Here is a 20,355-nt window from a genome sequence, read left to right on the forward strand (position 1 = left end):
AGCAAAGGACTGAAAATCCTTGTGTCCCCGGTTCGATTCCTGGTGGCACCACAGAATGAAAGAAGAGAGATAGCAGTATGGGGCTTCACCCACCTGCTGTCTCTCTCTTCCTTTTATCCTTTATCACACCCTCTCGCACCCATTTATCCCCCTTAGCCCGACCGCAAGACGCATCCCTACGGCGATTAGGGTGCCCCCCTAGGCTCTAAGCGCGGAGGCGCCCCCACCACCTAGCACACCCTCAGCGGGCTCAGCGCACCTATCCCCCGATACATGGGCGGGTGCGTCCAGCCCGTAGCGAAGCATAGGGCGTCGGGGGAGAAGGGGGAGGAGAAGCACCGAGGAAGGCGGGCAGATCATGGAGCTAAGGAGTCTGAGTATCAGAGAGAAAAAGGAAGGAGGCCGCACCACTGGACGGATCCAGCTGTACAGCCTCCCATATGGCCTGCGGAAGTAACACCTTACCACACTACGAACACCAAACGCAATCTTCCCCGTAACCTAGAAGGTGCCCCCCTCGCCAGACCAAGTCAATATATTTACTCTAGGACACACGTCCCACATATAGGAAACGCTACACACCCAGATGCAGTACAAAATTAAATAAATTTATTTAAACAACACCTCCTATCTTAACGTAAAACGAGAAAAGAGAAGGAAGCCCCCTCCACAGCACCCCCCTTATTAAACATCTCCCCCGCAAGCACCTCTAACCAACAAAAAGAGTATAGAAAAAGGAAGCTCACTTATGTATTATCCACTCCGAGCCCTACGCCGGCTCCTCCTACTGCTACTCCTGCTCGCCCCGCCGAGCCTCGGCCTACGAGCCCAGCAGACGACACACAGTATATCAGGGACGATCCTCGATGAGGCGGGCGAAGCCCTCCCCTCGGCCACGATTAGCCTCCTGCTACCAGACGGCAAGCTCAAGGGTGGGATCACCAGCAGCAAGGACGGCTCGTTCGTCCTGCGCAACGTCGCTCAGGGCTCCTACACCCTACGCATCACCTTCGTCGGCTACAAGGCGCAGACACGCCCGATCAAGATCACCAACAAGAACCTCCAGCTGGGCAAGATCACGCTCGAGGAGGATGGACACGTCCTCAGCGACGTCCAGGTCGTAGCCAAGGCCAACGAAGTGGTCGTCAAGGGCGACACCCTCGAGTACAACGCCACCAGCTACACGACACAGCAGGGGGCAGCGATCATAGAGCTCCTGAAGAAGCTCCCCGGGGCAAGCGTCGATGAGAAAGGACAAGTCACCGTCAATGGCAAGACCGTCTCGCAGATCATGGTAGACGGCAAACGCTTCTTCGAGGGCGACCCTAAGGTAGCCCTTAACAACCTACCCGCCGAGCTCGTCGATAAAGTGCAAGTCCTAGACCGGGAGAGCGAAGCCTCCCGCATGTCGGGCTTCTCGGACGGCAACGAGGAGACGATCATCAACCTGACCATCAAGGCGGGTAAGAAGCGTGGACTCTTCGGCACGGCCTTCGTCGGGGGTGGCACGGACAAGCGTTATGAGGCCAGTGCTATGCTCAACCGCTTCACCGGCGACAACCAGCTCACCGTGCTGGGGAGCATGAACAACACGAACAACGCTGGCTTCAGCGACATAGCGCAGGATCTCAGTCAAGCGAGCTTCATGTACAGCCTCTCGGGAGGACGTCGTGGCCCAGGCGGAGGAGGCGGGCGCATGCCGGGACAGATCGACGGGATACAGACCTCGAAGGTCCTCGGGGGCAACCTCAGCCACACCTTCACGCCCTCCCTCATCCTCGGCGGTAACCTCTTAGCAGGGAACACCACCAAGGACAAGACGACCTCCTCCACGATCCAAAACATCCTCTCCTCGTCCTCCACTACACAGACGGGCAAGACCACGGAGTACAACGACAAGGACACCTACGCAGGCAACTTCCGCTTCCAGTGGAAGATCGACTCGCTGACCGAGCTCATCATCTCGCCTCAGCTCCACTATGGCAAGGGGCTAGGCACCTACACCTCTGACGAGCAGATGCTCAACGATGCCACCAATGCCCTCATCAGCTCCTCCTCGCTACGTCAGCGCACCTCTCAGTCACAGACCGACGGGGACCTAAGGCTGGATGCGAGCCGCCGTCTCTCTGATCGTGGCCGTACCCTCACGCTATCCGCCTCGGGGACGCTCTCGAATGAGCTAGGCTCGGGGACATACCTCTCCGACATCGTCAGTGCCGCTACGGGTACAGAGCATGTGGACCAACGTATCGAGAGCACCAAGCGTAGCGGGGAGTACCGCATCCGTCTAGGGTGGGTCGAGCCACTTGGCAGGGGCTTCTTCGGTCAAGCTACCTATCAGATCAAGGGGGTCAATAGCTTCAGCGAACGAAAGGCCTTCGACGCAGACCTCTCGGGGAAGTACACGGTAGAGAATGCACGATACAGCAACGAGTTTCACTCCGACTTCCTCACCCATCAGGTGGGGCTTGCCCTCAAGAAGAAGGGAGCGACCTACGACCTGACGGCTGGAGTGAACCTCGAGCGCTCCAACCTCAGTAGCTACACCGTAGTGGCTGGCGCGAATGCTCGTAGCATCCGCCGCTCTACGACCAACTACTCCCCGACGCTACGCTTCTCCTACAAGCCCAAGCGCACGACAGAGCTGCGCATCGACTACTTTGGCCGTAGCTTCCAGCCCACCACTGACCAGCTGGCTCCCGTGCAGGACGTGACTAATCCCCTCGTCGTCTATGAGGGGAACCAGAGCCTACTCCCGGGCTTCCAGCACAACCTCTTCGGGCGGTACAACAACTTCTGGACAGCGACACAGACCTCACTTGCCCTCTTCGGACACGCCCGCTATGTGCAGAATGACATCGTCTCCCGCACGACCTATGACCTCACGACGGGGGTGAGGAAGATCGGCTACACCAACGTCAGTGGTAACGCTATGGCTGGCCTCGGGGGCTTCTTCACGCAGGTACTGCCCGGCAAGAAGTTCTCCATACGTCTCGGCTCTCGCAACGAGCTCATCCGTCAGATCGCCTTCATCAATGGGGATGAGAACCGCTCCCTCTCCCTCAGGCTCAACGAAGACCTGACGCTGAACTACCGCAACTCCTTCCTCGACATCAACCTCCGTGGGGGGCTCGGCTACTACAATGCCACCAACAGCCTTACCTCGGTGAACACCACAGCTACCAAGGACTACTCCATCGGCTCAAACATGAACCTCACCCTTCCCCTAGGCTTTGCCATCGAGGCCGATGGTACCTACACCACGACACAGGGCTATGCGGCGGGCTTCGAGAATGACCAGTGGCTCCTGAATGCAGGTATCTCCTTTAGCTTCCTCAAGGGCAAGCGGGCTACGCTCCGCCTCAAGGGCTATGACCTCCTAGACTCTCGCCGTAGCATCTACCGCAACATCTCCGCCACGAGCATCACCACCGAAGAGTCGAATACGCTCGGGCGATATGCTATGCTGCACTTCATCTACCGCTTCGACAGCTTCGGCGGGGGTGGCTCTAGGAGCGACATGAAGCGACAGGGTCCTCCAGGACCTCCTCCCATGTAGGGCTAGCACCATCGCCTACTTATAAAAAGGTACTGCACCGCCGAGCATTCGGCGGTGCAGTACCTTTTTTATATTCCCCACCAGGAGAAGGCTATGGACTTCCTCCCTAAGCCCTAGCGGTAGATCAGCTGATGGAAGGCCTCGGGGCAGAACATCTCCGCTGCGATCGCATGCAAGCCCTCGGGGGTAAAACGCTCCAGACGACGCTCCAGCTCCTGCTGGCTCTCGTAGTAGCCATGATGCAGGAAGGCCTTGCCCATGGATAGGAAGGCTTGCTCGCGGTTGTCCGAGGCGATCGTCAGTTGGCCTCTTAGCTGAAGGAGGGCAGCCTGGAGCTCAGTCGTGGAGAGGGGCTCTCGCCTCATCCGCTCCAGCTCCTGCAGGACGAGCCCGAGAGCCTCTGCCTCTGCCTCGGGCGAAGAGCCGAAGTAGACCGAAAAGAGTCCCGTATCGGAGTAGGGGGTATAGCTTGCCTCGACATTGTAGACCAAGCCCCGACGCTCACGTAGCTCCATATTCAGTCGTGCATTCATCCCCGTCCCCCCGAGGATATTCGTCAGCAGGCTTAGCCCCAGCCGACGAGGATCAAAGGCCGAGTAGGCCGCACGCCCCACGAGGACATGGCTCTGCGAAGTATCCCTTCGTCTGACCCGCCTAAGGGGAGGCGCAGGGAGCGTTAGCCCCCCAGCCTGCCCAGAGGGGGTGGGGAGGGGTGTCGCCACCTGTGGGAAGTAATGTGAGCAGAGTGCCGTGAGCTCCTCCATCGAGAGGTCTCCCTGAGCGAAGAGCACCATCCCCTCTGGGCGGTAATGCTCCCTGAAGAACCGCCTCTGCACCTCCACCCCGATACGTCCGACCGACCCCTCCGTACCCAGTATAGCATGCCCTAGGGGGTGCCCACGGAAGACTTGATCCTCGAACTCATCGAAAATCAGCTCCGAGGGGCTATCCTCATACGAACGGATCTCGTCGAGGATCACCTCCTGCTCCTTCGCCCACTCCTCCTCGGGGAAGGTGCTCCCACGTACGATATCGAAGAGGCTCTGCAGAGCCCGATGAGCGAAGCGACGAGGCAGAGCGACGTAGAGGATCGTCTCCTCCTTGGTCGTATAGGCATTCATCTCTGCGCCCACGGCCTCTAGTCGGTGGATGATCTGGGGAGCGGTGCGTAAGCGTGTCCCCTTGAAGAGCATGTGCTCTATGCTATGGGCTAGCCCATAGTATCGCCTTGGCTCGCTACGTGTCCCCACTCGGATGGCAAAGCCCAGGTAGGTCACGGCAGAGGGTTCATGGCAGAGGATGATACGAAGTCCCGAGGGATGGGTCTCAGTCTGATACTGCATGGAGTGGTGGGGTAAGAGGCGAGGAAGATAACAAGGAGGATGAGTGGGAGACAGAGGAGAGCAAGAGCCCCCATAGGTAATCGGACAAGAGCCACGGGACAAGAGATGGGAAGAGGGAGCTCATAGGCTACACGGATGGGACGGGCGGGGAAGTCCAAGGGAAAGGTGAGCCCCTACCCCCGAGCCTCTTTGGCTCAAGGGCAGGGGCTGGTAGGTGGGCTCCCCGTAGGGAAGCTTTAGGGGCGGGGGCTATTCAGCGTTCTTCTTTGGAACCACAAGGTGCTCAGCCTCGCCACTGCGTGCGATGCTCTCATAGTACTCCTTGCTGTAGCCGGGGAAGTTAGGCATGACGATCTGGCCATAGCCATTCTCTTCGAACTTCCCGTCCTTCTCCTTCTTCACGTTCCCGTCCATGTACTTCACTAGGAGGTATTCACCTAGCTGCTTCCAGCGGGCTGTGGTCTCGTTAGCCACCTTGTCGCAGACACGGGTGAGGTAGTCGGAGACACGGGAGGGCTCGGTCTTCATCAGGGCGAGGGCATACTCGTCGGTGGTCTTCACCAGATCATTGAAGCTCGACTCCAGTGCTGTCTGTACGGGGCGGATATCCTGGATCATGGGCTCATAGCGGTGATAGGCCATATTGGCTACCCAGTTATGGATCCAGAAGGCTGAGGTCCAGCTCATCTGCGTCATGCTCCCATTACCACGGCGGTAGCACTCGGGGACAGAGGTGATAGAGGCATACATGGGGGTAAGGACGGCGGTATTGGCATCGTCCACGCCGAACCATAGGATCCCCCCGATCACATCGGGTAGCCAGCTACGGAGCTGAGCGATGAGGACGAAGCCCGTCTGCTGTGTGGCGATAGCACGCTCATTGACGTACTCCTTGCCATCGACCTTGAAGGTCATAGGACGCCAGCGGTAGGGGACCTTGTAGGCACCTGCCCCGGGGTCGTTGGTCATGGATAGGGGGGTGTCCTCATAGTGGTTGCGCATACCACGGCGGACATCATCGAGCGTCACCTTGCGATCGGGGACGATATAGAGGGGCATGGGCTCCTCGTTCACGTCACCTTGTACGAGCTTGGTGTACTTATCCATCCCCTTGTCGAAGGAGCGGAAGAAGCTCCACACACGAGCTTCGCAGGCTCTGAGGCCACTGAAGTCGTAGGGGTTATAAGCCTTCTGGAAGTCGAAGTCCTTGTCGCTCTTGCCCGTATACCAGCCGTTCTCACGAGCAAGCTTGACGACATCCTTCTCATACATACAGTTCTCCTTGTCGCCGAAGGGGATCTTGTGGATACGAGCCTGATTGGCGTGTGCGCTGATCGCGTTGTCGGGGATGCGGATAGCTACCCATACGGCACCCTTCTTGTTGGGACCCTTGCCGATCATCTCTAGGATCCACACCTCGTTCTTGTCGGCTACGGTGAAGGACTCGCCCGAGCTATAGTATCCATAGTCACGTACGAGGTCGGTCATCACACGGATGGCCTCGCGAGCGGACTGCGAGCGCTGGAGAGCAATATAGATGAGGCTCCCGTAGTCCATGATCCCCTTGGGGTCAGAGAGCTCCTTGCGTCCCCCCCAGGTACTCTCGGTGATGGCCACCTGGTGCTCGTTCATGTTCCCGATGACGTTGTAGGTGACGGCAGCCTGAGGGATGAAGCCGAGAGGCTTGCCCGTGTCCCACTCGTGTACCTCCAGCATGAGACCCTTGCCCCAGGCCTTGGAGGGGTAGTGGACGAGGTCGCCATAGAGGGTGTGTGAGTCAGCCGAATAGCTTACCATGACGGAGCCGTCAGCCGAAGCCTTCTTCCCGACGATGAGGTCAGAGCAGGCAGAGGAGGGCTGTGGCAGGAGCAGGGCTGTAGCCAGAGCGCAGGCTCCGAGGAGAGCGAATTGTTTCATAGGTCGATGTATTTGTTGTGTTACAGAGTAAACTACTTAACCACCATAAAGATATAAAAAATACCCCTCACACCAGACGATACGTCGGTGTGAGGGGTACAAAATAAATGGGTCGGGCGAGGGATCGTTAGAGCTCGCTCTGCAGGAGCGCTACCCACTTCTCGATGCGCTCGTCGGTCAGGTCAGACTGATTAGCCTCGTCTAGGCATAGGCCGATGAGCTTGCCATCCTGCTCTGTCTCCGTAGCGTCGTAGCTGTAGCCCTCGGGCTCGTAAGCACCGATGAAGGTGCAGCCCGTGCTCTGGAGGCCTTCCTTGAGCTTGGCAAGAGCTTCGCAGAAGCTGTCAGGGTAGCTGTCCGCATCCCCACAACCGAAGAGGGCAACCTTCTTACCTGCTAGGTTCTGCTCAGCGAGCTTGGGCAGGAAGTCTTCCCAGTCATCCTGTAGGTCTCCGATACCCCAGGTAGAGGAGCCGAGGAGGAGGACGTCAAAGCCTGCTACCTCCGAAGCATCTACGCTAGCTACGTCATAGAGGTTAGCTTCTGCACCTAGAGCCTTGCCTAGGCGCTGGGCTACCTCAGAGGTCGAGCCTGTAGAGGAGCCGTAGAAAATACCGATCTTACTCATTACGATATAAGTGTATTAGTGTTAGTGATTAAGTTTTCATTGACAAAGATAGCAAACTATCCCACGTCTACCTCATACCACACCGGATACTACCCTCGCCTAAGCCTAGGGCACTCGGGGCTACTGGACCACACGCAGGCGGTCTAGCTCCTGACGTAGGTAGCTGAGCGCCTCGGGACTAAAGCCCTGGGGGAGGCGTGCATACTCTAGTGGAGAGCCACTCTGTGTCGGGAGGAAGAGGTGATTGTAGCCAGGGAAGACCTGCACACGTGCCCGTGGGAGGAGGCGCTGGAGCTCCCGTGCGTTGATCGGCAGGACTTGCTTATCCAGATCCGCATAGATACCGATGACGGGGACACGAAGGTCTCGCCAGACCGCCGAGACATCCTGACTCAGGAGCTCCCGTAGGTAGGGGGTGAGCTGACCGAGGATAGCCTCGATACTCTGTCCATTCCCGAGGTACTCCTGATGGGACTCAAGCACCTTGCGAGCCTTGGCCTTCACCTCGTCTAGGGTGAGGTGCTTGTCCTTCATCAGGGCATAGACCTGAGCGTTCACCCGACCGAGCTTGCGTCGCTGGTCCTCACTCGCTCCAGAGAGCTCGAGCAAGGCATCCATCTGATCCAGCAGGACACGGTCTAGGGCAAAGGTCGGGCCAGCGAGCGAGATCACCCCCGAGACCAGAGACTCTCGGCGAGCGACTTGGGCTGCGACATAGGCACCCTCGCTGTGCCCGAGTAGGTAGATCTTCGTCCCCCGAAGGCTCGGCTCTGCGTGTAGCCTGCGGACGACTGCAGTAGCATCCTGCACGAAGTCGGAGAGGTGCGAGTCCATGAAGACCCCAGTACTCTTCCCCACCCCTCGGTCATCGTAGCAGAAGACTGCATAGCCTGCCGAGAGGAGCGTATCGGCGATGTGGCGGAAGGGCTTGTGCCCCAGTATCGTCTCATCCCTATCCTGAGGCCCGCTCCCCGTGATTAGGACGACGAGGGCGTGCGGGGGACGCTCTGTAGTGGGTAGGGAGAGGGTACCCGAGAGCGTAACCTTCGTCCCGGGGATAGGGATCTGAAGCTCCTGCTGGCGGTAGGGGGAGGCGATGGTATCAGCACGAAGGGGCTCTGTGGCCTCCCTCTTGCGTTCGAGAGTGAGGGGTAGCTCCGCACCTCCCTGGGTCAGTGTCCCGAGGATCTTGCCCGAGGCATCCCTCAGGCCGAGGTAGCGAATCTGGAGCAGATGGCTAGTCAATAGGAGGCTGTCCCCCTCCACCTGTACCTCATCGACCCGTAGGCCGTAGGCACCTTGGTCGGGGCTATCGAGGGCACCCTGCCACTTGCCCTGCTCGTCTTGGTTGAGGTGAAGGATGAGGCGTAGAGACCCCATAGGTAAGCGCAGTGTGCCCTGCCAGTCTCCACGGAGGCTGGTCTGCGCCTGTACCATGAGTCCCCCGAGGAGGAGGACATGGGTAAGGAGGATTGTTTTTCTGTACTTCATCGGTCGTATCTATAGATAATGGTTAGACTAGATGTGAGTAACGTAACAAGGTGACCATTAGCCACCTCGTCCACCCACAAAGTTAACTTTTTCCCACTATCCATAGCATCCGTCCCAGGGTGCTCCCGATAGCACGATGATTGTCCCGCGGCTCACCCCAGCTAGTCGGCTAGGTGAGACAGGGCTATAGGGGCTGATAGGGCTATAGGGGTATAGGGGCTATAGGGCTATAGGGCTAATAAGTCCAATAGGTCTAATAGGCTCCGCCGAACATCACCCCCAAAGGGTGAGTGTGAGCCCCCCGTGAGGGTAGACAGCCACTAGAGCCAGCCCCCTACCCTACAGCCCCTACTCACACCACCACCGGCTATCTATATCCTGCCACCACCAGCTAGACTACACTACCACCACCAGCCAGACTACGCTATCTCCGCCAGCCAGACTACACTACCGTCACCGACCAGACTACCCTATCCACCACCGACCAGACGACGCTATCATACCGACCAGACTACCCTATCCACCACCGACCAGACTACCCTATCCACCACCGACCAGACGACGCTACCATACCGGCCAGACTACCCTATCCACCACCGACCAGACTACACTACCGTCACCAGCCAGACGACCCTATCTCCGCCAGCTAGACTACGCTATCACCACAGACCAGACAACCCTATCACCACCGGCTAGACGGCACTACCGCCACCGGCTAGACGACACTACCGCCACCGGCTAGACGGCACTACCGCCACCGGCTAGACGACACTACCAGCACCGACCCTACCACCGGCTAGACGACACTATCACCACCGACCAGGCGCCCCATCACCGGCTAGGCTACACTACCATCACCGACCCTACCGTCGGCTAGACTACCCACTACTAGCCCTACCTGCCTACGACTATAGCACTCCCGCGCCTAGTGCTATATATGAGCTATCCTACCCTATGCATACTACTCCCCGACCTAGCTCGACCTAGTCCTGCATAGCCCATACTGACCTAGTCCTATATGAGCTAGCCCGACCTAGCTATCTTGGGGGAGGACTTCGCAGGCTGCCTTATTGGTCTTATTGGTCTTATTGGTCTTATTGCACCTAAGACCTATTGGGCTCATCCCCTATACTACCCTACCCCTATACCCGCCATCACGGCTATTCCGAGAGGGCTCATACACTAGATATAATATACCCTCGGGTGGACTAGTAAACATCGTCCCCGTCACCTTACATAGGTGACGGGGACGATGTTACCGAGAAGCCCGCTACGAGGCGGGTTGGCAAGGGGTGCAAATGGGTGGGGAGAAAGCCCTACAGGCGCTAGCGGCGAGACTGGAAGAAGCGCTGCATGAGCGCTCGGGCTTCGTCCTCGAGGAGCCCTCGGTCGAGGCGAACGCCTCGGGGAAAGAGCTTCGGAGCGTGAAGGAGGTAGCCGAACTTCGGTTCGCCTGCCCCATAAACAACACGCTCTACCCGAGACCAAAAGAGGGCACCTGCACACATCGTACAGGGCTCGATCGTCACGTAGAGCGTACATCCCTGGAGGTACTTCCCCCCGAGGGCTTCGGTAGCAGAGGTGATGGCAAGGAGCTCGGCATGAGCCGTAGGGTCGCCGAGGCGCTCCACACTATTGTGAGCACGGGCGATCACTCGTCCAGCACAGACGACGACGGCGCCGATGGGGATCTCTCCCTCCTCGTAGGCTTGCTCAGCCTCCTCTAGGGCCAGGCGCATATAGCGCTCTTCCTCGGGTGTGTAGGTCATGGTCTGCACATCTCCTCCTCGCCGAAGAGCATCGGGGCATTGCGCTCATGCTCCCGCAGCACCTCTGAGATGATCACGGAGCGGAGCCAACTGGAGCGGTTGGTGATATGGTGCTGGGAGCAGTGATCGAGGATCGCTTTGTACTCCCGATCGTTGAGAAGGACATTCAGGCAGTGCCTTCGCCTCTCGGGGGGAGGGGCAGTACGACGCTTCTTGGCCATGGAGATAAGAAAGACAAATCAGGGGAAGGAGAGGGGGCAGAATGAACGGCGAAGGGGAGGAGGCTGGGGGCAGTAATGGTAGGGTGGAGCGCCCAAAGAGGGGCGGAACGAAGGGCTACGCTCCCGATGGGGACAAGCTTGCGGGCTACGGGAAGGAGCCCGTGGAAGTGAGGGGAGAGGTGTCCCGCCTAGGCAGGGACGATCACCTGCAGGGCTCGGTGGTGCAGGCTGACTCGGAGCGTCGTACCCAACTCGAGAGGCTCACCATCGACGTGCACGGGGCCGGGCTGGCTCCGCTCGATACAGACCTGAGTCGTCTTCTGGGCGCTGTAGTACTTGTTTCCCCCGAGGCGCCGACGCATCAGATCCCCGAGTACGATGGGAGCCTCTATAGGACTGAAGGGGCGGATGAGGACGAGGTCGAGGAGGCCGTCACTAAGGTCTGCCTCGGGAGCGATGTAGGCATTGTTGCCATACTGCGAAGCATTGGCTACGACGAGGACAAAGGCTTCGGTCTCTAGTGTCTCTTCCCCTTCGCCCAGAGTCACCCGATAGGTGTCGGGGCTAAAGCGAGCGTATTCCCTGATCATCGTCTGCAGGTAGGTCACGGGGCCTCGGGTACCTGCCTCGGCGAACTGCTTGCTGACCGCAGCGTCGAAGCCCATCCCGCAGGTGCAGAAGAAGGGGATCCCCTCCACCTCGCAGCAGTCGATGGCGATACGTCGCCCCGAGACGAGCGCCTTGATTGCTCCGTCAGTGGACATGGAGAGGCCGACAGCACGTGCTAGGCCGTTACCCGAGCCCTTGGGAAGGATGCCTAGGGCGGTATCGGTATGCCTCAGGGCACGGGCGACCTCGTTCACTGTACCATCACCCCCTACAGCTATGACGTGGTCGTAGCCCTCGCTAGCCGCACGGCGAGCGAGCTCGTAGCCGTGCCCCGCCTCCTTGGTGTAGGTGAGGAAGAGCTCATAGGGGAGGTCGGAGTAGGCACGCCCGAGGAGCTCGGGCAGGCTCTTCTTGGAGCCTGTACCCGAGATGGGGTTGATGATGGCCAGTGCCTTCTTCATCGTACGGGGTAGGAGGCTAGGCGTTGGGCGGCCAGCTCCTCGTACTTCGTGCCGGGGCGACCATAGTTGCAGAAGGGGAGGATGCTAATCCCTCCTCGGGGGGTAAAGTCCCCGAGGACCTCGATGTAGCGAGGGTTCATCAGCTGGATCAGATCCTTCATGATGATATTCACACAGTCCTCGTGGAAGGCACCGTGATTGCGGAAGCTGAAGAGGTAGAGCTTGAGGCTCTTGCTCTCAACCATCTTCACGTCGGGGATGTAGCTGATGTGTATGGTCGCGTAGTCGGGCTGCCCGGTGATGGGGCAGAGGCTAGTGAACTCGGGGCAGTGGAAGCGCACCCAGTAGTCCCCCTCCTGATGCTTGTTGGTGAAGGCCTCGAGCACCTCGGGGGCATAGTCCTGCCGGTACTCGGTCTTGCGCCCGAGGATGGAGAGTTCGTTCTCGCCGTCTCTGATACTTGCCATAGTGATCTGATGGGTCTAGGGATGGGGGTGATTAGTAAGCACGGGCGAAGAGGACACGCTGGGCAGAGGGCTTGCCAGTGACCATACACTTGCCTGGGGTCTTGTCGCCGAGGAGGGGGATACAGCGGATAGTGGCCTTGGTCTCAGCCTTGATCTTCTCCTCGGTCTCGGGCGTACCATCCCAATGGGCGAGGATGAAGCCACCCTCCTCGATCTTCTCCTTGAACTCCTCGTAGCTGTCTACCGTGATCGTATGCTGCTCTCTGTAGTCGAGCGCCTTCTGGTAGATATTGGCTTGGATGTCGTCTAGGAGCTGAGCGACGTGGTCTGCAATCCCTTCGTAGGGGAGGGTCTCCTTGGTGAGGGTATCACGGCGGGCGACCTCGATCGTACCCTGCTCCATGTCTCGTCCACCGAGGGCGAGACGTACGGGTACCCCCTTGAGCTCATATTCGGAGAACTTCCAGCCGGGCTTCTTATTATCGGCATCGTCGTAGCGCACGCTGATGCCACGACTCTTCAGCTCACTGATTAGGGGCTGGATATAGCGGGTGATCTCATCACGCTGCTCTAGGCTCTTGTAGATGGGGATGATGACGACCTGATAGGGGGCGAGCTTCGGGGGGAGGACAAGACCGTTGTCATCCGAGTGGCTCATAATGAGCGCACCCATGAGGCGGGTAGATACCCCCCAGGAGGTAGCCCAGACGAGCTCCTGCTGTCCCTCCTTGTTGGTGAAGGTGACGTCAAAGGCCTTGGCGAAGTTCTGCCCGAGGAAGTGTGACGTCCCACTCTGTAGCGCCTTGCCATCCTGCATCAGCGCCTCGATGGTATAGGTCTCTACGGCACCGGCGAAGCGCTCGTTGGCACTCTTTACCCCGACGTGCACGGGTACCGCCATATAGTTGCGAGCGAAGTCTGCATAGACATTCACCATACGCATCGCTTCCTCCTCGGCCTCGGCCTGGGTAGCATGTGCCGTATGGCCCTCCTGCCAGAGGAACTCTGCTGTGCGTAGGAAGAGACGGGTACGCATCTCCCAGCGTACGACGTTCGCCCACTGATTGCATAGGATAGGGAGGTCACGCCAGGACTGGATCCAGCCCTTGTACGTATTCCAGATGATCGTCTCTGAGGTAGGGCGCACGATGAGCTCCTCCTCTAGGCGAGCCTCGGGATCGACGACGACACCCCCATCGGGGCTGGTCTTCAGACGGTAGTGGGTCACGACAGCGCACTCCTTGGCGAAGCCCTCGACGTGGTCAGCTTCACGGCTTAGGAAGCTCTTCGGGATAAAGAGCGGGAAGTAAGCGTTAGAGTGTCCCGTCTCCTTAAACATATCATCCAGCTGACGCTGCATCTTCTCCCATATAGCGTAGCCATAGGGTTTGATGACCATACAGCCACGTACCGCTGAGCTCTCGGCCAGATCAGCCTTGATCACTAGGTCTTGGTACCACTGTGAGTAGTCCACACTGCGAGGGGTAAGCTCCTTGAGTTCCTTTGCCATTATTGTCTTAGATGTCTTATCTATGTTACTTTGAGTCACAAAGGTACAAAAAGCCTTAGAAAGCCCCTTAGGAGCACACCTCTCCCCATCCCCCCCTCAGACCAGGGCCGACGCATGATCTCGCTCGCACACTCCTGCCCTTGGATCTTCGGGGGTATCATTTCATATCCCAGGGAGCCTTAGCCCATCACTAGAGATCCTACGTAATTATCCCCAAGGAATAGACCTACAAGCAAGCCCTAGAGGGGAGATACTTAGAGCGCACTTGTGTACACGCGTGTATACTGTTGTGTACACGTGGGTATACAGTAGTGTACACACGTGTATACTCACCCCTCCTAGGTAGGAGGTATTCGCTGGGTATATCTAGCCTAGGACACGGATACTTCTATCTTCGGCGTGTACTCCCTCACGACCTTGCCCTCGCACTATAGTGATTTCATGCGTCAGCCCTGCCCCTCGGGCACACACATCCCCTAGAGCAGTCCCCAAAGACGGCATATTTACACACTTAGCGCCTCAGAGCGTGGAGAGGTAGGAGAAAAAAGCTTAATTTCGTAGCGCATTATTAGAAAGATTGCTGCATGAAGATTAAATCATTCGTGTTCGTGCTCCTCCTTCTCCTCTCGGGGATGGATACGTGGGCACAGACACTGCAAGTCGCGGGCAAGGTCACCGGAGTACGGCGTGAAGCCCTCGCAGGAGTGCAAATAACCATCCAAGGTACAAGCCGAGGAACCAAAACAACCGACCAAGGGCTATACATCATCGAGCTAAACGAAGGGCAAGCACTAGAGTTCGCCCTTCGTGGCTACAGCCGTCGCATCGTCGTGCCCACGGGGCGCACCCTAGACGTACAGCTGAGCCTAGATAGCCTCCGCCACACCACCCCTACGGACACCACCGCCACAGCCCCCGCCGAGGAGATGACCCTCTCCACCGGCTCCCGTGGTGCGACCTCCATCCTGGGCAGTGCCAAGCCCCTCTGGGTACTCAATGGGGTGATCCTCGGTAGTGACTATGGTAGCATCGAAGACTTCATCGGGGCCAATGCCAAGCAGGTCGTCGCCGCCAAGGTCCCGGGGCTCAGCATCGACAATATAGAGCGCGTACGCATCCTGACGAGCTCCACCGAGACCTCCGCCTACGGCCCGAGGGGGATTGCAGGGGTCATCGAGATCACCTCCAAGCAGGGCTCGGGGGGCTCTCAGTCACTCAACTACTCGGGGGAGTTCACCTGGCGCCCTATCCCCTCCTACAACAATATCAATATCATGAACTCGCAGCAGCACGTATCCCTCATACAGGATATGGTAGACGCTGGCCTCTTCCCTATCCATGAGATGGGGACGAAGAAGGATCTAGGGCTCATCGGACAGATGTATGAGCTCTTCGGGAAGACCGACGCCTCGGGCAACCCCCTGCTGACGAATGACGTCGCCTCTCGTGCGGCATTCCTCCGTGCAGCTGAGCGCAGGAATACCGATTGGTTCAAGGAGCTCTATCAGAACTCGATCATACACCAGCACACCCTCAGCTTCAACGGGGGGACGAGCAGGACCAACTTCTTTGCCTCACTGACTGCCCGTGTAGACCCAGGCTGGACCATCGCCGACAAGGCCAATACCTACTCGGGGAATATCTCCGCCGACTACCGCCTCCTGCAGAACGTCCGTGTCGGGCTAAAGCTCATCGGGGAGTACGCTACGAGCGAGGAGTCTGGCGAGTCTCCCGTCAAGTATGCAGCTACGACCAGCCGAGCCCTCGCTCCCCGAGACTCCTACACACGGGACTACGTCCCCTTCAACATCTTCGACGAGCTGCGTGCCAACCGCAAGAACAAGACCCAGCAATATCTTTCTATCCAGGGCTCGATCGTCTGGGACGTGATGAAGCAGCTCAAGGCTTCCTTCGTCACCGACCTGAAGTACACGAATACCGTCACCTTCGCTGACAATACCGAGCAGTCCATCCTCGCCCGCTCCATGCGAGCCATGCAGTCTACTTATATACGTAGCAACAACAAGAACCTCTACACCGACCCAGACAATCCCTTTGCCCTCCCGATGTCCATCCTCCCCGAGGGAGGTATCAGGGAGAACAAGCTCCGACAGCGCTTCCTGACCAGCTACAAGCTCAACCTAGACTACCACGAGACCTTTGGCCGTCATCAGCTACGAGCCCTAGGGGAGATCGGGGTAGACGTTGGCTCTACGGAGACGAATACGAACCTCAACTACGGTGTCCTCTTCGACCTCGGGGGGCAGGCCTACTTCATCCCCGAGGCCTTCAAGCGGCTCTACGAGAAGGGGAGCAACTACTACACCATACAGAACGGTGTAGACAACAACGTAGACTTCCTCACGCAGGTCTCCTATAGCTACGACGAACGCTACTCGCTGGTCGGTCTTCTTCGCTTCGATGCCAGCAACAAGTTTGGCCCTTCGCGCTACATCCGTTGGCTCCCTACGTGGAATGTAGAGCTCGGGTGGGCTGTCCACAAGGAAGCCTTCTTCCCCAGCCTGCGCCCTCTCTCCTCCCTCTCCCTCAAGGTCTCCTATGGCCTGGTGGCGGACAACCCATCGGTCTCCAACTCCCTAGAGCGCATCTATGCCGACCTCCCCTGGAGACCCAACTCCAAGGAGATCGGGCTCACCATCAAGAACCTAGCGAACCACGGCCTGACCTATGAGAAGACGCGTACGCTGAGCTTCGTAGCCTCGGCCTCGGCCTTCAAGAACCGCATCTCGGCCACGGTAGACTGGTACACTCGTCGCAGCTATGACCTCGTCGGCCCCATCTACACACAGGGCGTCGGGGGTGAGGTAGACAAGCGGGGTAATGTGGCGGAGCTGAGCTCCTCGGGTCTACAGCTCCAGCTCATGTCCACTAACATCCGCACGAAGACCTTCACCTGGCAGACGGGCTTCTCCTACCTACATAAGACTAATCGTATCACCAAGCTACTCACTAGCCCCACAGTGAAGACGATGACGGACATCTCGGGCTTCTCCTATCAGGGCTACCCGCTCTCCTCGGTCTTCTCTATTCCCTTCCTAGGGCTGACGGATCGGGGGATGCCTCGCCTCCTCAACGATCGTGGTGCGGAGACCCTCGGAGACTTCAACTTCCAGAGCACCGACGTCAGCTCGCTACGCTATAGTGGGACGCTGGTACCGACCGATCTCGGTTCCCTCACCAACATCCTCCGCTATGGAGGACTAGCCCTATCGATCAACCTCAGCTACCAGTTCGGAGCTGTCACACGTAGACGCTACATCACTCCGATGGATGACATCCGAGCTCTACCCCGTGACCTCGTCGATCGTTGGGTACGTCCCGGGGATGAGGCCAAGACGAATATCCCCCGCATCCCCAGCAACTACGCTTACCAAGAATACGGGCGAGACAATATCACCAATGCCTATACGGCCTACAATCTCTCGGACGCACGGACAGCCAAGACGGACTTCGTGCGCCTCAAGGAGGTCTCCCTCGAATACACCTTCGCACGGCAGTTCCTCCGTCGCACCCCAGTGCGCAGTCTCTCTCTGAAGCTTCAGGCGCAGAACCTCATGCTCCTCTACTCGGACAGCCGTCTACGTGGCGACGACCCCGAGTACATGTACCTATCCTCTATGGTACCGCCTAAGCAGCTGATCCTGACCCTACGTGTCGGGCTCTAATCCTCACCCTCAGAAGGCTATCCCCTATGAACAAGTATAAGGCACTTGCCCTCATCATCGCCCTCATCCTACCTGCTGTCCTCTCCTCTTGTAATGGTCTGCTGGACAAGCAACCCGATGATCGGGTCACGGTGAACTCCCCCGAACTCGTCCGAAGACTCCTCATCAACGCTTACCCTACGGCTACCCCGACCTTGGTCTCAGAGCTCTCCAGCGACAATATAGATGACTACGGGACGGACAACCCGAATTATACCAACTTCCAGCTGGGCTTCGCCTACTGGGATGATACGCCCGAGTACAATACGGCAGACGGACTACGTGCCATCTGGGAGGCGCACTACAAGGCGATTGCCCATGCTAATAAGGCTCTGGAGGTCATCGATCAGCTGGGCAACACCTCTGCCCTAGCCCCTCATCGAGGGGAAGCACTGCTCTGTCGGGCCTACGCCCACTTCGTGCTGGTCAATGTCTTCGCCAAGCACTACAACACTCAGTCCAGCCCCACCGACCTAGGTGTACCGTACGTGACCAAGCCCGAGACGGAGCTGGACCCGAAGTACACCCGCAACACCGTCTCCGAGGTCTACGCTGCCATCGCTCGGGATCTACAGGAGGGGCTCCCACTGATCACCGACAGCTACTACAGCGAACCTATCTATCACTTCAATAGGAGTGCGGCATATGCCTTCGCTGCTCGCTTCTACCTCTATCACGAGGAGTGGGACAAGGCCATCGCTGCGGCAGACGTAGCTCTCACGGGCAAGAGCCCACGGGACTGGTCAGAGTTCCAGAACGCATCCGTCGTCGGAGCAAAGACCGAGGATGCCTATGCCAAGCTCTATAGCCGTACCACGACGAGTGCCAACTTCCTCCTGCTCCCAGTCACCTCGGGGATCCGCAGCTATTTCTCCAATGCGAAGGAGCGTCGCTTCTCGCACTGCCACCGAGCAGCTACCGAGACCCTCCTAGCAAGCAACATTTGGTCGAAGACCACGAGCCCACAGAACGACTACTGGCAGGAGCCCTTCATCTCCCCGGTGTACAACTTCAGAGACATCATCAATCAGTCCAAGTACCCCACCTACACGAGCAACTCGAGCAACACGATCGTCGTGCCCTTCTCCTACGAAGAGACCCTGCTCGTCCGTGCCGAGGCTAAGGTGCTTCGTGGGGACAATGCTGGGGCTATCCAGGACCTCAATGCCTGGACCTCCGCCTACCTAAAGGTAAGTGACAAGACCTTCACGGAGGCTCAGATCGTCGACTTCTACAAAGCCCTAGCCTACAGCACGGCAGACGCACCGACGATCAAGAAGACCCTTCACCCTCGCTTCGCACTCTCCGGGGGAGAGACTCAGGAGATGATCCTGCATCAGGTCCTACAGTGTCGCCGTATAGCTACGCTGCACGAGGGACTGCGCTGGATAGACATCAAGCGTTATGGCATCGAGGTACCCCGCTATGTACATGACGCACGCAATAGGGGCAACGTCTCGGTCGCAAAGACCCTCACCAGCTGGGACGATCATACAGCACTGGAGATTCCTCAGAATGCTATATCCAAAGGCATGAAGCCCAATCGTCCCTAAGCCCCGCCACCCCACTCATCCACGGCTCCGACGAGCGAGCCCCACATCCCCTACCAAGATACAGATATGAATAGCATCCCCCGTAGGCTTCGCCAGCTATCCCTGATCGCTCTGGCTAGCCTTGCCCTCTCGGCCTGCAAGGGTGCCGACAGCGACCTCTCCAAAGAGAGTGTCGTACGTACCCCGGAGCACCAGTCCGAGCTGGATAAGTATATCGAGGAACAGTTCTCCCGCCCCTACAATATAGAGGTACTCTACCGCTATCGGGAATACGAGATAGGTCGTGGGTGGGTCACCTCACCGGCACGAGCGGAGAATAGCCTGCAGTTCGTCAATGTCCTGCGCTACCTTTTCCTCGAGCCCTATGTCGAGACCACGAGCAAGGCCTTCGTCAGGCAGTTCTCCCCCCAGGCCCTCATCCTCACGGGCTACTATGGGTACAATCCCCCGCCTAGCAACACCTACACGCTAGCATCAACGATCAACGGGATCAAGATCGTCTTCATGGACATCAACCATCTTGACTTCCCCACCCTAAAGGCACTCTATGCCGAGCGGGAAGCCCTACAAGGCAAGACCGATGCTACCAGCGTCGCCCGATACAACGAACTGGATGCGCAGATCAAGCGGACGAACCAGTCCTACATCACCACCCTGCGCACCTCCTACCTGCGTACGATCTATCATGAGTCTGCCCATACCTTCCACCAGAGGGTAGAGCCTACCACAGACTTCGACAAGATTACTTCGCTAGACTATAAGGGGGGTACGTGGACGACTTGGTGGACACGCAACGGCAAACGTTCCATCCAATACGGCTTCATCAGCAACTATGCGAGCCAGGAGCCTCACGAGGACTTCGCCGAGCTCTTCGCCCACTACATCATCCTTACCCCCGAGGAGTGGGCGGTGAAGATGCAGGAGGCGGATGTGACACCCTCGGGAGCTAGTTCCTCGGGGAAGGTGCTCATCGAACGCAAGCTCGCCATCATCAAGGAATACATGACACGGCAGTGGGGGTTAGACATGGATCTGCTGCGGAGTAATGTCCAGAAGCGGTACCCCGAGTTTGCCCGCCAAGACTTCACCATCATCCACTAAG

13 protein-coding genes are annotated in these 20,355 nt (G+C 58.2%); 4 read left to right on the top strand and 9 right to left on the bottom strand.

The window, feature by feature from the left end; all coding sequences use genetic code 11:
• Nucleotides 1-748 precede the first annotated feature (748 nt).
• A complete protein-coding gene (locus tag QZ170_RS01600; RefSeq protein ID WP_297176201.1) occupies nt 749-3,559 on the top strand; it encodes a TonB-dependent receptor in 2,811 nt (936 codons plus the stop codon).
• A gap of 113 nt (nt 3,560-3,672) precedes the next feature.
• Here the strand turns inward: QZ170_RS01600 and QZ170_RS01605 are convergent, their stop codons facing one another.
• From QZ170_RS01605 to proS, 9 genes are all read right to left on the bottom strand, one after another.
• Nucleotides 3,673-4,902, bottom strand: a complete 1,230-nt coding sequence (locus QZ170_RS01605) for a pitrilysin family protein (RefSeq protein WP_297176203.1) — start codon at nt 4,900-4,902, stop codon at nt 3,673-3,675.
• 249 nt (nt 4,903-5,151) lie between these two features.
• The gene (locus QZ170_RS01610) at nt 5,152-6,819 is read right to left on the bottom strand and encodes a C69 family dipeptidase (RefSeq protein ID WP_297176205.1); all 1,668 of its coding nucleotides are present in this window, start codon (nt 6,817-6,819) and stop codon (nt 5,152-5,154) included.
• Nucleotides 6,820-6,946: 127 nt separating this feature from the next.
• Nucleotides 6,947-7,447, bottom strand: coding sequence for a flavodoxin (locus QZ170_RS01615; RefSeq protein WP_297176207.1), 501 nt, complete (start codon nt 7,445-7,447; stop codon nt 6,947-6,949).
• A gap of 120 nt (nt 7,448-7,567) precedes the next feature.
• Nucleotides 7,568-8,938, bottom strand: coding sequence for an alpha/beta fold hydrolase (locus tag QZ170_RS01620; protein WP_297176209.1), 1,371 nt, complete (start codon nt 8,936-8,938; stop codon nt 7,568-7,570).
• Between the two features lie 1,325 nt (nt 8,939-10,263).
• Nucleotides 10,264-10,707 carry a nucleoside deaminase gene (locus QZ170_RS01625; RefSeq protein WP_297176211.1) on the bottom strand — a complete coding sequence of 148 codons (444 nt, stop codon included), beginning with the start codon at nt 10,705-10,707 and terminating at the stop codon, nt 10,264-10,266.
• A complete protein-coding gene (locus QZ170_RS01630) occupies nt 10,704-10,928 on the bottom strand; it encodes a hypothetical protein (RefSeq protein WP_297176212.1) in 225 nt (74 codons plus the stop codon). The genes QZ170_RS01625 and QZ170_RS01630 overlap by 4 nt, the downstream gene beginning before the upstream one ends.
• Before the next feature lie 188 nt (nt 10,929-11,116).
• Nucleotides 11,117-11,998 (bottom strand): diacylglycerol kinase family protein, encoded by an 882-nt coding sequence (locus QZ170_RS01635; protein ID WP_297176214.1) that lies wholly within the window; start codon nt 11,996-11,998, stop codon nt 11,117-11,119.
• On the bottom strand, nt 11,995-12,465 hold the full coding sequence (queF, locus tag QZ170_RS01640) for a preQ(1) synthase (RefSeq protein ID WP_297176215.1): 471 nt from the start codon (nt 12,463-12,465) through the stop codon (nt 11,995-11,997). Before queF ends, QZ170_RS01635 begins: the two co-directional genes overlap by 4 nt.
• 31 nt (nt 12,466-12,496) lie before the next feature.
• Nucleotides 12,497-13,975, bottom strand: coding sequence for a proline--tRNA ligase (gene proS, locus QZ170_RS01645; protein ID WP_297176217.1), 1,479 nt, complete (start codon nt 13,973-13,975; stop codon nt 12,497-12,499).
• Nucleotides 13,976-14,559: 584 nt separating this feature from the next.
• On the opposite strand from proS, the gene QZ170_RS01650 reads away from it, so the two are divergent.
• From QZ170_RS01650 to QZ170_RS01660, 3 genes are all read left to right on the top strand, one after another.
• Nucleotides 14,560-17,661, top strand: a complete 3,102-nt coding sequence (locus tag QZ170_RS01650; RefSeq protein ID WP_297176219.1) for a SusC/RagA family protein — start codon at nt 14,560-14,562, stop codon at nt 17,659-17,661.
• Between the two features lie 26 nt (nt 17,662-17,687).
• Nucleotides 17,688-19,253 (top strand): RagB/SusD family nutrient uptake outer membrane protein, encoded by a 1,566-nt coding sequence (locus QZ170_RS01655; RefSeq protein ID WP_297176221.1) that lies wholly within the window; start codon nt 17,688-17,690, stop codon nt 19,251-19,253.
• A 66-nt stretch (nt 19,254-19,319) separates the two neighbouring features.
• On the top strand, nt 19,320-20,354 hold the full coding sequence (locus tag QZ170_RS01660; protein ID WP_297176222.1) for a putative zinc-binding metallopeptidase: 1,035 nt from the start codon (nt 19,320-19,322) through the stop codon (nt 20,352-20,354).
• Nucleotide 20,355: the final 1 nt, after the last annotated feature.

It is taken from the genome of uncultured Porphyromonas sp., assembly GCF_905372525.1.
Lineage (GTDB): Bacteria > Bacteroidota > Bacteroidia > Bacteroidales > Porphyromonadaceae > Porphyromonas.